General features: G+C 67.5%; 12 protein-coding genes. 8 read left to right on the top strand and 4 right to left on the bottom strand.

Annotated elements, in window-relative coordinates; all coding sequences use genetic code 11:
* The first annotated feature begins 4 nt into the window (after positions 1–4).
* From amiC to FOC67_RS17990, 3 genes are all read left to right on the top strand, one after another.
* Positions 5–1,162 (top strand): aliphatic amidase expression-regulating protein AmiC, encoded by a 1,158-nt coding sequence (amiC, locus tag FOC67_RS18000; protein ID WP_003091751.1) that lies wholly within the window; start codon positions 5–7, stop codon positions 1,160–1,162.
* Entirely contained in the window at positions 1,159–1,749 is a 591-nt protein-coding gene (amiR, locus tag FOC67_RS17995) for a transcriptional antitermination factor AmiR (protein ID WP_009313679.1), read from the top strand. The genes amiC and amiR overlap by 4 nt, the downstream gene beginning before the upstream one ends.
* Positions 1,750–2,270: 521 nt before the next feature.
* The gene (locus FOC67_RS17990; RefSeq protein WP_003091746.1) at positions 2,271–2,945 is read left to right on the top strand and encodes a DUF3313 domain-containing protein; all 675 of its coding nucleotides are present in this window, start codon (positions 2,271–2,273) and stop codon (positions 2,943–2,945) included.
* A 46-nt stretch (positions 2,946–2,991) separates the two neighbouring features.
* On the opposite strand, the gene FOC67_RS17985 is transcribed toward FOC67_RS17990, so the two are convergent.
* Positions 2,992–3,339, bottom strand: coding sequence for a fucose-binding lectin II (locus FOC67_RS17985; RefSeq protein ID WP_003091745.1), 348 nt, complete (start codon positions 3,337–3,339; stop codon positions 2,992–2,994).
* Positions 3,340–3,805: 466 nt separating this feature from the next.
* Between FOC67_RS17985 and FOC67_RS17980 the strand changes: the two genes are divergently transcribed.
* Together FOC67_RS17980 and FOC67_RS17975 are read left to right on the top strand one after the other, a co-directional pair.
* Complete coding sequence (locus FOC67_RS17980) at positions 3,806–4,864, top strand: HlyD family secretion protein (protein WP_003091742.1); 1,059 nt, start codon at positions 3,806–3,808, stop codon at positions 4,862–4,864.
* A gap of 22 nt (positions 4,865–4,886) precedes the next feature.
* Positions 4,887–5,897, top strand: coding sequence for a DUF2955 domain-containing protein (locus FOC67_RS17975; RefSeq protein WP_079455776.1), 1,011 nt, complete (start codon positions 4,887–4,889; stop codon positions 5,895–5,897).
* A 4-nt stretch (positions 5,898–5,901) separates the two neighbouring features.
* On the opposite strand, the gene FOC67_RS17970 is transcribed toward FOC67_RS17975, so the two are convergent.
* Entirely contained in the window at positions 5,902–6,780 is an 879-nt protein-coding gene (locus FOC67_RS17970; protein WP_009313681.1) for a DMT family transporter, read from the bottom strand.
* 56 nt (positions 6,781–6,836) lie between these two features.
* Positions 6,837–8,183, bottom strand: coding sequence for a D-serine ammonia-lyase (gene dsdA / locus FOC67_RS17965; RefSeq protein WP_009313682.1), 1,347 nt, complete (start codon positions 8,181–8,183; stop codon positions 6,837–6,839).
* Between the two features lie 325 nt (positions 8,184–8,508).
* On the opposite strand from dsdA, the gene FOC67_RS17960 reads away from it, so the two are divergent.
* The 3 genes from FOC67_RS17960 to FOC67_RS17950 all read left to right on the top strand — a co-directional run bounded on the left by FOC67_RS17960 (position 8,509) and on the right by FOC67_RS17950 (position 11,891).
* Entirely contained in the window at positions 8,509–9,750 is a 1,242-nt protein-coding gene (locus FOC67_RS17960; protein ID WP_073647204.1) for a glutamine synthetase family protein, read from the top strand.
* 183 nt (positions 9,751–9,933) lie between these two features.
* On the top strand, positions 9,934–11,238 hold the full coding sequence (locus FOC67_RS17955; protein ID WP_009313683.1) for an MFS transporter: 1,305 nt from the start codon (positions 9,934–9,936) through the stop codon (positions 11,236–11,238).
* Between the two features lie 41 nt (positions 11,239–11,279).
* On the top strand, positions 11,280–11,891 hold the full coding sequence (locus FOC67_RS17950; RefSeq protein WP_003109303.1) for a TIGR04282 family arsenosugar biosynthesis glycosyltransferase: 612 nt from the start codon (positions 11,280–11,282) through the stop codon (positions 11,889–11,891).
* A gap of 3 nt (positions 11,892–11,894) precedes the next feature.
* Here the strand turns inward: FOC67_RS17950 and flgZ are convergent, their stop codons facing one another.
* On the bottom strand, positions 11,895–12,686 hold the full coding sequence (flgZ, locus tag FOC67_RS17945; RefSeq protein ID WP_003119635.1) for a flagellar brake protein FlgZ: 792 nt from the start codon (positions 12,684–12,686) through the stop codon (positions 11,895–11,897).
* Positions 12,687–12,713: the final 27 nt, after the last annotated feature.

Below are 12,713 nucleotides of genomic sequence, written 5' to 3'. Positions count from 1 at the left end.
ACGGATGGGATCGCACCAGGAGCGGCCGCTGATCGGCCTGCTGTTCTCCGAAACCGGTGTCACCGCCGATATCGAGCGCTCGCAGCGCTATGGCGCATTGCTCGCGGTCGAGCAACTGAATCGCGAGGGCGGCGTCGGCGGTCGCCCGATCGAAACGCTGTCCCAGGACCCCGGCGGCGATCCGGACCGCTATCGGCTGTGCGCCGAGGACTTCATTCGCAACCGGGGGGTACGGTTCCTCGTGGGCTGCTACATGTCGCACACGCGCAAGGCGGTGATGCCGGTGGTCGAGCGCGCCGACGCGCTGCTCTGCTACCCGACTCCCTACGAGGGCTTCGAGTATTCGCCGAACATCGTCTACGGCGGTCCGGCGCCGAACCAGAACAGTGCGCCGCTGGCGGCGTACCTGATTCGCCACTACGGCGAGCGGGTGGTGTTCATCGGCTCGGACTACATCTATCCGCGGGAAAGCAACCATGTGATGCGCCACCTGTACCGCCAGCACGGCGGCACGGTGCTCGAGGAAATCTACATTCCGCTGTATCCCTCCGACGACGACGTGCAGCGCGCCGTCGAGCGCATCTACCAGGCGCGCGCCGACGTGGTCTTCTCCACCGTGGTGGGCACCGGCACCGCCGAGCTGTATCGCGCCATCGCCCGTCGCTACGGCGATGGCAGGCGGCCGCCGATCGCCAGCCTGACCACCAGCGAGGCGGAGGTGGCGAAGATGGAGAGCGACGTGGCGGAGGGGCAGGTGGTGGTCGCGCCGTACTTCTCCAGCATCGATACGGCCGCCAGCCGCGCCTTCGTCCAGGCCTGCCATGGCTTCTTCCCGGAAAACGCGACCATCACCGCCTGGGCCGAGGCGGCCTACTGGCAGACCTTGCTGCTTGGCCGCGCCGCGCAGGCCGCAGGCAGTTGGCGAGTGGAAGACGTGCAGCGGCACCTGTACGACATTTGCATCGACGCGCCGCAGGGGCCGGTCCGGGTGGAGCGCCAGAACAACCACAGCCGCCTGTCTTCGCGCATTGCGGAAATCGATGCGCGCGGCGTGTTCCAGGTCCGCTGGCAGTCGCCCGAACCGATTCGCCCCGATCCTTATGTCGTCGTGCATAACCTCGACGACTGGTCCGCCAGCATGGGCGGGGGAGCGCTCCCATGAGCGCCAACTCGCTGCTTGGCAGCCTGCGCGAGTTGCAGGTGCTGGTACTCAACCCGCCGGGAGAGGTCAGCGACGCCCTGGTCTTGCAGCTGATCCGCATCGGTTGTTCGGTGCGCCAGTGCTGGCCGCCGCCGGAAGCTTTCGACGTGCCGGTGGACGTGGTCTTCACCAGCATTTTCCAGAATCGCCACCACGACGAGATCGCTGCGCTGCTCGCCGCCGGGACTCCGCGCACTACCCTGGTGGCGCTGGTGGAGTACGAAAGCCCCGCGGTGCTCTCGCAGATCATCGAACTGGAGTGCCACGGCGTGATCACCCAGCCGCTCGACGCCCACCGGGTGCTGCCTGTGCTGGTATCGGCGCGGCGCATCAGCGAGGAAATGGCGAAGCTGAAGCAGAAGACCGAGCAGCTCCAGGAACGCATTGCCGGCCAGGCCCGGATCAACCAGGCCAAGGCGTTGCTGATGCAGCGCCATGGCTGGGACGAGCGCGAGGCGCACCAGTACCTGTCACGGGAAGCGATGAAGCGACGCGAGCCGATCCTGAAGATCGCCCGGGAGTTGCTGGGAGGCGAGCCGTCCGCCTGAGCGATACCGGCCTGTTTTCTGGCAACAGGCCGGGGCATGCCGATGTCGGAACGTTCGTCGAAGCATCTTCCTTGGGTTGCGGCGATTCTCTCCAAGTTCTTCGATTCTGTTTGGGAGTGGATCGTCTTCCGCAGGCGCTCGGGTAGAATTCGAAGCCGCTGTCCAGTGCGACTTTAATATGCCCGGAAGTTCGGTAGCGTTCGGGCGGGAAAGCGCAGGCTTGCCCTGGACAGACGCGGGGGCGGCGCGCCTGCGGGCCGTCGCTGTGCGAAGAGGCGCAGATGAACTGCGGCTCCCGCGGTTAGGGCTTCTCAATATTCCGGAGCTGGGTTTTCCTGCGCATTCATAACAGTTCTGAAATGAAAAGGTATTCGCTCTTCGAGAGTTGCGGAGCAATTCCGAATATAGCGTCGGCAAGCGATTTCCGTTTTTGCAACTTCTGCCTATATTCTGAGCGACTCGCTCTCGACTGAGCGTTTTCCATTGTTCGGCGACATTCCTTTCCCTGTTCGAGGCTCTTAATGAAACGACTTCGAGTTGCCGTTTCCTGCGCGCTGCTGGCGGCGCTGGTGGGTTGTTCCAATGGTCAGGTCAAGCCGGAAAACTACTCGGGCTTCATCGGTGACTATTCGACGCTGGCGCCTGCCACCGCGCCTTCCGGAGCGCCGCTCCTGCGCTGGGTAGACCCGCAGGCGGACGTGCGGCGCTACCAGCGGATCTACATCGAGCCCAGCAGGTTCTATCCGGTCCCGAAACCGAACGACAAGGTTTCCGCGAAGACGCTTGCGGACATCACGACCTACTACGATCAGGCATTGCGCCGTGAGCTGGGCAAGAGCCTGCCGCTGGCCAGCGCCCCCGGCCCGGGTATCCTGGTGCTGAAACCGGCGATCACCGCAGTTTCCAGCCATACCCAGGGTCTACGGCCATACGAGGTCATCCCCATCGCTCTGATCGCTGCTGGGATGAGCACGGCGGTCGGGATTCGCGACCAGGATACCCAGATCGCCACCGAGGCCATGCTGCTCGACGGTGGGGACAACAAGGTATTGGCGAAGATGGTGCGCCAGGGCACCGGCAAGGCGCTGGACGATTCCGATCAGCCGATCACGGGAGACGATGTCAAGGCGGTGCTGGACGGTTGGGCGGCCGACATGCGCATGTCGTACGAGAAGACTCTCGGTTCTCGTCGATGACGGTCGGCGGGGAATTGGCTAAGCGTCCCCGCCGCCTTTTCCGACGCTAGCCGAGCGGCCAGTTGATCACCACCACGGCGTCGTTGTAGTCGTTGTCGGTGCTGTCTTCAGAGCCGACCAGGGCGAAGTTCAGCTCATTGGCCAGGATCACCTGCGCCGAAACCAGATCCGAAGAGCGGCCATTGACGCTGACCAGGATCTGCACCTTGCCGCCGCCGCCCGAGTTGAGCACCTTGCTGCCGATGATGCCGTTGTTGGTGCTTTGCCCGGTGAAGGTCGCGACGGTTTCGTTGTTGACCTGCACGTTCACCGTCTGGGTTCCGGCCGAGTTGGCGAAGGCGGTGACGCCGAACTGGGTGTTGGCGGGAAGGGTGAACACTCCTTGTGTTGCCATGATGTATCTCCACTGAATACCTGGCCTGCCTTTTCAGGCAGCCGTCTGGCGCGCGGTATGGCGTGTCGGGAGAGATCCGCAGTCCTTGGCGGCAGGCGATGCGCAGGCAGGAAGGACGCATCGTTCAGCCAATCTACGCCGTCGACCGGGCGCGGCCACTGCTAGAGTTCGCAGGAGGGCTACAGGGGGGGCCTGGCACTGGCGATGCATGGCCCGGTGCCGGTCTATGGCAGCCGCCTGCCGGCCCGCTCGTTCGATTGTTACGCTGTCTGTAATGATCTATTGCCGATGCCGGCAGGCCAGGGGCGATTGTCTCGAAATATACTGCGTCACCTGGTCGCCGCAGCGGCGACGGCTACCCACTGGCCGTCGTCCGGGTCGCCGGTTCCATCCCGGCCGCGCCAACCCCCGCATTCAGGCCCCGCTGCGGCGACTGCATTCCCGCTGGATTCGAGGCTCGTACCCTATGACTCCCGATCAACGATTTGCCCGTTGGGTTCAAGTCGCTATCGCGGTATTCGTGTTGCTGTTCGTCTACTTCCTGGTCGCCGACCTGTGGATGCCGCTCACCCCGCAGGCCCAGTTGACCCGGCCGGTGGTGCGCGTCGCGCCGCGTGTCAGCGGTCAGGTCGCCGAGGTGCTGGTGTCCAACAACGGCCACGTGCAGCCCGGCGAAGTGTTGTTCCGCCTCGATCCCGAGCCGTTCCAACTGGCCGTGCGCCAGGCCGAACTGGCACTGGAGGAAGCCGAGCGCACCAACCGCGAGCTGGATGCCGCCATCGCCTCGGCCAAGGCCGACCTCCTGGCCGCGCGCAGCAGCGCCGGCGAGCTGGACAGCGAGGCGCGCCGCACCGCCCAACTGGTGCAGCGCCACCATGTGTCGCAGCAGATGCACGAGCAGGTCAGCGCCCAGGCCCAAGCCGCCCGTGCCCGGGTCGCCGCAGCCCAGGCGCGGATCGGCGAGCTGACCGCACGACGCGGCACGGCCGGCGAGGACAACCTGCGCCTGCGCCAGGCGCGTAACGCCCTGGCCCAGGCCCGTCTGCAACTGCAATACAGCAGCGTCCGGGCCGACCGTGCCGGGACCCTGAGCAACCTGCAACTGACCCCGGGCACCTACGTTCCGGCCGGAACGCCGGTGGCGGCGCTGGTGGACGACCGCATCGACATCGTCGCCGACTTCCGCGAGAAATCGCTGCGCTACGTGCGCCCTGGCGACCGCGCGGCGGTGGTGTTCGACGCGCGTCCCGGCGAAGTGTTCGGCGCGCGGGTGGCGGCCATCGACGCCGGGGTCAAGGAGGGCCAGCTGGACGCCAACGGCGACCTCGCCGCGCCGGTCACCTCCGACCGCTGGGTCCGCGACGCTCAGCGCCAGCGCCTGCACGTGGTGCTCGACGAACTTCCCGAAGGCCTGCTGCCCACCGGTGCCAAGGCCACCGTGCAGCTCTATCCCGGCGACGGCCTGAGCCACCTGCTCGGTCGCGCGCAGATCGTCGCCATCAGCCTGCTGCACTACGTCTACTGACGCCATGCCGGCCAAGCTCGCGATGTCCGCCAACGACCTGCGTCAGTGCCTGCGCATCGCCGGCGGCGGCACCCTGGGGTTCTTCGTCTGCAAGCTGATGAACTGGGACTACGGCTCGTTCTTCGGCGTCTACCCGATGCTGCTGCTCGGCCTGACGCCGGTGATCAACCTGCACATCGTCCGCCAGTTCCTCGCCAACTCGGTGGTGATCAGCGTCGAGGTACTGGTGCTGTACGGGTTGTTCGGCGACCGGCCGCTGCTGATGACGCCTATCGTCTTCGGCCTCTTCGTCTACCGCTTCGCCCTGATGGCGCGCGGCCCGCTGTTCTTCTTCGGCGCACTGAGTTCGGTGTTCCTCTCGATGCTGCTGCACTTTGCCAGCTATCCGGACGTCGATCTGTTCGACATGCTCGCCAGCAACATGGTCGCCACCTGGCTGACGGTGGCCATCGCCGTGCTGATGTTCTACCTGTTCCCCGACGTCGAACCGCGGCCGCCGCGCCAGGCGCCGGCCAAGGACGCCCCCAGCCGGCGCCACGAGACGCTGCTCGGGGCCACGGTGGCGACCCTGTCCTTCGTGGTCTTCCAGACCTTCGACCTGAAGGACTCGCTGTCGGCGCAGATCGCCTCGATCCTGGTGTTGTTTCCCATGCACTGGAAGGGCGTGCACTTCGCCGGGCGCATCCGCGCCCTCGGTACGCTGCTCGGCTGTGCGCTGGCGGTGGGCTTGCAGGTGCTGCTCTACGATCACTACGACATCCTGCCCTTCGTCGCCCTGTTGCTGTGGATCTCGGCGATGTTCTGCGCGCGCATCCACATGCTGGAGAACGGCGTACCGGGGATCGGTTTCGGCGCGCTGACCACCCTGGCGATCGTCCTCGGCCAGTACCTGACGCCAACCCACGACATGATGTACAGCGTGCTCTACCGATTTACCTCGGTGTGCTTCGCGGTGCTGACCACGCTGATGACGGTGCTGGTGATCCACCTGTTTCTCAACCGCTTCGCCGCCACCCGGCACTACAGCCACTGAGGCCTCAGGCGCGCCGGCCCGGCCAGTTGACCAGCGCGACGCCGAGCATCACCAGCAGCATGCCGCCGATCGCCGCCAGCGCCAGGCGCTCGTCGAACAGCAGCCAGGAGGCCAGCGCGGTCACTGGCGGCACCAGGTAGAACAGGCTCGCCACCTTCGACGCGGCGCCATGCCTGATCAGGGTGTAGAGCAGGCCGACGGCGCCGAACGAGAGTCCCAGCACCAGCCAGCCGAGGGTCAGCACGAACGGCGTGCTCCACTGCACCTCGCGGCTTTCGAAAAGCAGCGCGGCGAGGCCGAGCAGGGCGCCGCTGGCCAGGTACTGGACGACGCCGCCGGTGCGCAGGTCCATGCCGCCGCAGAAGCGCTTCTGGTACAGCGTGCCGCAGGTGATCGCCGCCAGCGCCACCAGCACCGCGGCCCAGGCCAGGCCGTCGGCGTCACCGTGGATGCGGCCGAGCACCACCAGGGCTACGCCAGCCAGGCCGAGCGCCAGTCCCAGCCATTGCCGGCGGCTGACCCGCTCGCCGAGCCAGACGCCGGCCAGGGCCGCGGTAGCCAGCGGTTGCAGGCCGACCAACAGGGAGGTCAGGCCGGCCGACATGCCGTGCTCGATGGCGAGGAACACCCCGCCCAGGTACAGGCCATGGACCAGCAGGCCGGCGACCGCGACATGCCCGGCCAGCCGTGCCGAGCCCGGCCAGGGCGCACCGCTGAGCAGGGCGAAGGCGGCCAGCAGGGCGGCCGCGAGGAGCAGGCGGATGGCCAGGAAGGTGAAGGGCTCGGCGTACGGCAGGCCGAACTTGGCGCCGAGGAATCCAGTGCTCCAGAGCAGCACGAAGAGCAGCGGCATGCCGCTGCCGAGCCAGGCGGGTGTGCGCATGCAAGGTCCTCGTCGGGAGGTGGCGGGACGGTCGTGGCGCCCCGCGCGTGTCGGTGTCAGTCCAGCAGCGAGCGGCCTCGCTCCAGGTAGGCGCGCATTTCCGTCTCGGGCACCATGCCGCCGCCGGTGGCCCAGACCAGGTGGGTGGCATTGGCCAGGCGCGCCGAGGTCAGCCCCATGCGTTCGCGATAGCCCTGCGGCTCACGGGTAACCCGGGCGATGCCCGGCGCGCCGGCCAGGGCCGAGGGTTCCAGGCGGATGCCCTGGCTGCGCTCGAGCAACGCGAGCAGGCGGAACAGTTCGTCGTCGTCCACCGTGTAGTAGCCGTCGAGCAGGCGCTGCATGGCGCGGCCGACGAAGCCCGACGGACGCCCCACCGCCAGGCCATCGGCGGCGGTGCGGTTGTCGATGCCGAAGTCCTGCACCGAAACCTGCTCGTGGCGGCCGGTATAGACGCCGAGGAACATGCAGGGCGAATGGGTCGGCTCGGCGAACAGGCAGTGCACCGCGTCGCCGAACGCCAGCTTGAGGCCGAAGGCCACCCCGCCGGGACCGCCGCCGACCCCGCAGGGCAGGTGGACGAACAGCGGGTGCTCGCTGTCGACGCGGATGCCGGCGGCGTCCAGCTGGCCGCGCAGTCGCTCGGCGGCGACGGCGTAGCCGAGGAACAGGTCGCGGGAGTTTTCGTCGTCGACGAAATGGGTGTAGGGATCGCCGGCCGCTTCGCGGCGGCCCTGTTCCACCGCGACACTGTAGTCGGAGGCGTACTCCACCACCGTCACGCCGTGGGCGCGCAGCTTGTCCTTCTTCCACTGGCGGGCGTCGGCGGACATGTGCACGCTGGCCTGGAAGCCCAGCGCGGCGCCGATGATGCCGATGGAAAGGCCCAGGTTGCCGGTGGAGCCCACCGCTATCCGATGGCGGGCGAAGAATGCCCGGCAATCCGCCCCGGCCAGCCGCGAGTAGTCGTCGTCGAGGCCGATCAGGCCGTGCTCCAGGGCCAGGCGCTCGGCATGGGCGAGCACTTCATAGATGCCGCCGCGGGCCTTGATCGAGCCGGAGATCGGCAGGTGGCTATCGCGTTTCAGCCAGAGCCGGCCGGGCAGTTCGGCGGCGTAATGCTGGCGCAGGGCATCGTGGAAGGCGGCGACCTCGACCAGGTCGGACTCGATGATGCCGCCGCTGGCGGCGGTTTCCGGAAACAGCCGGGCGATCAGCGGGGCGAAGCGCTGCAGGCGGGCGCTGGCGTCGGCCACGTCGGCGGCGCCGAGGCCGACGTCGGCCAGGGCTTCGGCGCTCGGCGCGATGGCCGGGTTGAACCACTCGCTCGGGCGCAGGGCGATCAGGTCGGCCAGGCGCGGGAATTCGGCGAGCCAGTCGGCCTTGGGTGTTCCGAGAATCAACGGCAGTACTCCTGTGGCGGGTAGGGCGGCGAAGGCACAGAGGATATACGCCTGGCCGGCGTTTTTCCTCGTACCCGGCAGGCAAGGCAGAACGCCTCTGCGGCGAAAGGCTTTGCACACGCGAGAATGTGCCGCATGCTTGATATCTTGAACAAGCGATGCGTATTTTGTACGCGGCCGCCGCCCGGTGCGGCATCCGCGATACCAACAAGGATAAGAAGTCATGACTATCGAAGGCCAAGGCTCACTCGCCGAACGGCTGGCTGGAGTTGAAGAAATCGAATGCGTCACCCCCGACCTCAACGGGGTGCCGCGCGGCAAGGTGATGACCGGCGAGGGCTTCCTCAGCGGCCGGCGCCTGCAGCTCGCCCGTGGCGTGCTGCTGCAATGCATCATGGGCGGCTACCCGCCGGCGCGCTTCTATGGCAGCGACGATGGCGACCTGGCGCTGGTCGCCGAGCCGACCCAGGTCCATCGCCTGCCCTGGAGCAACACTCCGCGCGCCTTCGCCATCTGCGACGCGCAGGAACTGGATGGCACGCCGTCCGGGTTGTCCACCCGCGGCCTGCTCAAGCAGGTGGTGGCGCGCTACGCCGCCCACGGCTGGCAACCGGTGGTGGCCACCGAACTGGAATTCTTCGTCTTCGCCCCGAACACCGATCCCAACGAGCCGTTCCAGGCCCCGCTGGGGCCGGATGGCCGGCGCGAGCTGGGCTATTCGGCCTTCAGCGTGTCTTCCAACAACGGCCTGCGGCCGTTCTTCGAGGACGTCTACCGCTGCATGGATGCGCTGGGCCTGGTGCGCGACACCTTCATGCACGAGATGGGCACCAGCCAGTTCGAGATCAACTTCCTGCATGGCGACCCGGTCCTGCTGGCCGACCAGACCTTCCTGTTCAAGCACCTGCTCAAGGAGGTCGCGCTCAAGCACGGCCTGATCGTGGTGTGCATGGCCAAGCCGCTGGCGAAGACGCCGGGCAGCTCGATGCACATCCACCAGAGCATCGTCGAACTGGACGGCGGGCGAAACATCTTCAGCGAAGCCGATGGCGAGCCTTCCGCCGCGTTCCGCCACTTCATCGGCGGCCAGCAGGCCTGTCTGGCGGACTTCACGCCCTTCTTCGCGCCGCACGTGAACTCCTTCCAGCGCCTCTGCCATCCCTACGCTTCGCCGAACAACGCCTGCTGGTCCCACGACAACCGCGCCGCCGGCCTGCGCATCCCGGCCAGCGGACCGTCCGCGCGGCGCGTCGAGAATCGCCTGCCGGGCGCCGACGCCAACCCATACCTGGCCATCGCCGCCAGCCTGGCCGCCGGCCTCTACGGCCTGGAGCACGAACTGGAGCCGAGCCCGGCGATCCAGGGCGAGTTCGAGGTACCGGAGGAGCTGACCCTGCCCTGCACCATGTACGATGCCCTGCGGCGCCTGAAAGGCAGCGCGCTGGCGCGCGAACTGTTCGGCAGCGAGTTCGTCGAAGGCTACGTGGCGACCAAGAGCATGGAGCTGACCAGCTTCTTCGACGAGATCAGCCCCTGGGAGCGTCGCGTCCTGGCAGCCCAGGCCTGATCCACCGTGGTACTTTCCTAGCCCTGTGTCACCCCCTGCCACCTCGCGGCGGCAGGGTCGTGGTGTCGGGTGCCGGCTTCGGCATCCCGCGTCCTGTCCCGGGGCCTCCCCGGGACTCCAACGCTGTGCGAGCCGGGCAGTCCGCGAGCGGCGCCGGCTCCCTTGTACGGGACCGGAGGTCCGATGCGGCGGATTTTCTTCTCTTTTCGCGCTCTCTATTTCGCTACCCTGCTGATGCTCACCGGCTCCGGCCTGCTCAGCACCTACCTGGCGCTGCGCCTGGCGGCGGACAAGGTCGACGGCCTGTGGGTCGGCGCGCTGATGGCAGCCAACTACTTCGGCCTGGTGCTGGGCGGCAAGGTCGGTCACCGGCTGATCGCCCGGGTCGGCCACATCCGCGCCTACGTCGCCTGCGCCGGGGTGGTCACCGCCGCGGTCCTCGGCCATGGCCTGCTGCCCTGGCTGCCGGCGTGGATCGCCTTGCGCATGGTGATGGGCCTGGGCCTGATGTGCCAGTACATGGTGATCGAGAGCTGGCTCAACGAGCAGGCCGATGCCAGCCAGCGCGGCGCGGTGTTCGGCGGCTACATGGCGGCTTCCTACCTGGGCCTGGTGCTCGGCCAGATGATCCTGGTGGCGCATCCGCAACTGGGGCCGGAATTGCTGATGCTGGTGGCCTTCTGTTTCGCCCTGTGCCTGGTGCCGCTGGCCCTGACCCACAAGATCCACCCCGCGGCGCTGCGCCCGGCGCCGCTCGAACCACGCTTCTTCATCCGCCGGGTGCCGCAGTCGCTGACCACCGTATTGGTCTCGGGGCTGGTGGTCGGCTCCTTCTATGGCCTGGCGCCGCTGTACGCCAACCAGTTGGGGTTGCCCAACGAGGAGGTCGGCCTGTACATGGGCGCCTGCATCTTCGCCGGGCTGCTGGTGCAGTGGCCGCTCGGCTGGCTGTCCGACCGTCGCGACCGCGCCTGGCTGATCCGCGCCTGCGCCATCCTGCTGTGCCTGTTCGCCTTGCCGCTGGCATTGTTGCAACAGATGCCACTGGCGTTGCTGCTGGCCCTGGGAATCGCCGCGAGCATGTTGCAGTTCACCCTCTATCCGCTGGCAGTGGCCTTTTCCAACGACCACGTGGAGACCGAGCGACGGGTTTCGCTAACGGCCATGCTGCTGGTGACCTTCGGCGTCGGCGCCTGCATCGGGCCGCTGGCGGCCGGCGCGCTGATGCGGCTGTTTGGCGCTAACATGCTATATGCGTTCGTCAGCGCCTGCGCGCTGATCCTGGTCTGGCGGGTCCATCCGGAGAAGGTCAGCGGCCTGCACCGGGTCGACGACGCGCCGCTGCACCACGTGCCGACCCCGGACAACATGACCAGCTCCCCGCTGGTCGCGGCGCTCGATCCGCGGGTAGACGAACAGGCGGTGCAGGAACAGATGGTCGATGGCGAGCCCGACGCGCCGCAGGCCGACGGCGCGATGCAGAACTGAATTCCGCTCGCCGCGGGAGCCGATAGGCAGGAGAGGTTGCGATGAGTCCGACGCTTTCCCTTCACCTGATGGTGCGCAACCTGCCGCCAGGGCAGCGGCGGCCGAAGATCGCCCAGGCCATCGGCGAGGAGAGCGCGGGACGCTTGCAGCGGGTATTGCTGGAACGCGCCCTGCGCCTGCCCGATCGCGGTTTCAGTGCCCGCATCCTCTGGTTCGACGACGATCTGGACAGCGATCTGCAGGCGCTGGCGGTGGCGTTGGGCTGGAGCCTGATGAGCCAGCCGGCCGGCGATCCCGGCGAGCGCATGCGGCGTATCGCGGCGCTGGGGTTGGCGGAAAGCGAGGCGGTACTGCTGATTCGCCACGACTGCCCGGTGCTGGACGGCGACTACCTGGAAGCGGCCTGCACCGCCCTGGGCCGCCACCAGGCGGTGCTGGGGCCGGTGGAGCGGGGCGGCTACGCGCTGCTCGGCCTGACCCGGGTCGACCCGCTGTTGTTCGAAGCGATGCCCTGGGGCGGAGACCGCCTGCTGGCGCTGACCTGCGAGCGTCTCCGGCAACTGGGCTGGGAGCATCACCTGCTGCCGGCGCTCTGGGACGTCGACCGTCCCGAGGACCTGCCGCGCCTGGCGGCGCTGGGAGTGGTCCTGTGAGACTCAGAACAGTTCGTCTTTCTCGAAGCGCCGGGCTTCGCGTTGCAACTGGTAGACGAAGCGATCCACCTGGCGCTGGGCGAGGCCGCTCATCTCGCTGAAGCGGACGCCGGCGAAGGTCGCGTCGAGCTTTTCGTCGAAACGCACGTGACGCAGTTCGATCGCGCTGCTGATCGCGCCCTGTGGCAACTGGGCGCTGAAGTCTTCGTAGATCTCGCCGGGATGCAGGCGTTCGGCGACATTGCCGGCGAAGCGCAGCTTGGCGCCGGTGGCGGAGATATCCAGCAGTTGTCCGCTCAGCGGCGCGCGGAGTTTCTCCCCGGCGATTTCCGCGGCGATCGGCTGGCTCTGCTTGATGCTGGCGCGGTAGGCGTTGCGGCGCTGGTGGTAGAGCACTTCGGCGGGAAGGGCGGCCCAGTAGCAGGGGACGCCGTCGTGTTCGCCGAACTGCACCGGGCGCTCGCATTCCCAGGCGATACGCACGCCTTCGTGGAAGGCTTCGACGCGAAACGCCTCGCCGTTCTGCAGGAAACGTTCGCCGGTGTTGGGGATGAGTTCGTCCAGCGCGACCATCCCGCGGTCGCGGTCGATGTCCACCAGGAAGCTCTGGAAGCGCTGGTTGCGATCGGCAAAGGTGATCAGCAGGGAGTCGCGGCTATCCTGCAGCAGGCGCAGGTTGGCCTGGATTTCCACGGGGGCCTTGAGCACCTTCGGGGGTTGCGGCCCCGCTTCTTCGACGAACGGGTTGGGCACCTTCAATGCTCTCCTGGGGCACGAATGCCTCAATGATAGCACTGTGCCTTGATACGTGTGCTGGTCGGG

It is taken from the genome of Pseudomonas sp. FDAARGOS_761, assembly GCF_013343155.1.
Classification (GTDB): Bacteria; Pseudomonadota; Gammaproteobacteria; order Pseudomonadales; family Pseudomonadaceae; genus Pseudomonas; species Pseudomonas aeruginosa.
This window is presented reverse-complemented; position numbering and strand designations above follow the sequence as displayed.